The organism is Caballeronia sp. AZ7_KS35, from assembly GCF_023631045.1.
GTDB classification, from domain to species: Bacteria; Pseudomonadota; Gammaproteobacteria; order Burkholderiales; family Burkholderiaceae; genus Caballeronia; species Caballeronia zhejiangensis.
In genome coordinates this window covers 1-2079 of sequence record NZ_JALQDV010000086.1, presented here as the reverse complement: position 1 = coordinate 2079, position 2079 = coordinate 1, and the positions used below count along the sequence as shown (strand labels likewise).

Genomic DNA, 2079 nt, shown 5'->3' with positions numbered 1-2079 from the left:
TCAGACTGCGCAGATCTCCGCTGAACGCCGCTCCTCAGCGCCAAGACCACAGAACTCGCTTCGCCACACAAGAAGCCCACACGCGCAACCTTCCACTGTGCATACTGATAAGGCCTTTCTGGCAGCGGCCGAAGTGCCGGGCGATCAAGTTCCTCGAAGGCGCTGCGGCGGCAGCCTGGTAGCTTCTTGAACGGCCTGTTGTTCAGTTCGACGAGCAGCGCGGCGACTGCGCGATTGGCTTCGTCCAGGCTGAACAGCCGCTGGTTGCGCAGTCGGGCGAGAATCCATCGCTGTGCCAGGAGCACCGACTGCTCGACCTTCGCCTTATCTCTCGGGCGACGTTTGCGTGCCGGGATGATCGCCATCGAGTAATGAGCAGCCATCTCGCCGTAGGTCCGGTTCAGAACCGGATCGTAGAAGTCGGCCTTGTGTACGCCGGACTTTAGATTGTCGGGCACTAGGATCTCGACACAACCGCCGATGTAGCTCAACGCGCGCACATGCGAGCCGATCCAGTCCTCAAGCTGCTGAGTCCAAGTGACTTCGGCATATGTGTAGTTCGATGCGCCGAGCGTCGCGACGAACACCTCGGCCTCGCGGATCTCGCCGGTGTGCGGATCAACGATACCGAGCCTGTTGCCTGAGTAATCGATGAACAGCTTCTCGCCGGGCGTGTGCGTCTGGCGCAGCGTAACCGGCAAAGCCGCTGCCCAGCGCTCGTAGTGCTTGCAGAACCAACTGTAGCCGTACCCTTCGGGCTCTTGGGCCTTGTACTCGTTCCAGAGCAGGTCCAGCGTTACGCCTCGCCTGCCAAGCTCACGATGCACAAGCGCCCAGTTGGGTAACGGGCGCGTCCGACTCAACGACGGTTGCGGCGGAAACAGCAGCGCTTCGAGCGCCGCGTCGTCCATCGACATGGCCCTCTCGAAGTCGAGTTGCGCACGCCGGGCACGGTCTAGGTAGTCCCAGACCGTTGCGCTCGAAGCGCCGATCGTCGTCGCGATCTCGCGCTGGCTACGTTCGCATACGAAACGCAGGCGCAGCACTTCCCTGATTTGACGCATGGATAACCTTTTATTCGACATTCGGCCGCCCGACAAATCGTCGAGAGTGCCATGGTTATCCGCGTCGCCGTCCCGCCACCTTACTGCTCGGTTACGCGTGGAATTCGCGCTCGGGCAGTCGTGGAATACCTGCTCCGTTTGCCGTGGAATCGGCGCTCGCTTTGCTGTGGAACCGTGCTCGGTTTGCCGTGGAATCAGCGTTCGGTTTGGCGTGGAATACGCAGCTTAGGGTAAACTACCGGTTCTCCGCGTCGGAATTTCGGCTTACCACCTTACCGCGTACCTATGTAGCTTCCCGAGAACCTCCCGACTGTTCATTACGGCCGTGTCCCCTGGGGGGCTCGGGCATGGGTGGGTGCTCGTCCGTCCGATTCGATCAATGTGCTTGCGCCTTGGCTGTTATAGCGCAGCGCCTCACGCGGCGCTGGCTCGCCGACGTCATGCATCGAGTCTGAGCCTTCCAGTTACGAAACGAAGCGCCGTCACGCCCATAAAAGGCGGGGACGCGTTGCGACCGAATCGACTTCTAATGAAGATCCAAACGCCCCGGGAGCAGTGGCTCTCGAACATTCCCGGCAACATTCTCGCTGGCCTTACTTCGTCGTTTGCCCTCGTTCCCGAGTGCATCGCGTTCGCGCTCGTCGCACACGTCAACCCCTTGATGGGCCTCTACGGCGCCTTCATTATCTGTGCACTGACCGCACTTCTTGGCGGACGGCCCGGAATGATCTCGGGCGCTGCCGGCTCCATGGCGGTGGTCATCGTCGCGCTGGTCGTTCAGCACGGCGTCCAATACCTTCTAGCCACAGTCGTTCTGAGCGGCGTGCTCATCATGCTTTTCGGCCTGATGCGTCTTGGCAAGCTCATTCGGATGGTGCCGCATCCAGTCATGATCGGTTTTGTCAACGGCCTCGCTATCATCATTGCGATGGCGCAGGTGGAGCATTTCAAGCAAGCGACGCCCCAGGGCGAAGCCTGGCTTCACGGCGCGCCCTTGCTGGTGATGTGCGGACTG

General features: G+C 60.9%; 2 protein-coding genes. One reads left to right on the top strand and one right to left on the bottom strand.

Translation table 11 applies throughout. From position 1 onward, the window contains the following. Positions 1-1085, bottom strand: a 1085-nt coding sequence (gene istA, locus NCT05_RS36605; RefSeq protein WP_250504792.1) for an IS21 family transposase, incomplete at its 3' end; no start/stop codon positions are given. A 508-nt stretch (positions 1086-1593) separates the two neighbouring features. Between istA and NCT05_RS36600 the strand changes: the two genes are divergently transcribed. Beyond that, the coding region (locus tag NCT05_RS36600; RefSeq protein ID WP_250504791.1) for a SulP family inorganic anion transporter at positions 1594-2079 on the top strand (486 nt) is incomplete at its 3' end.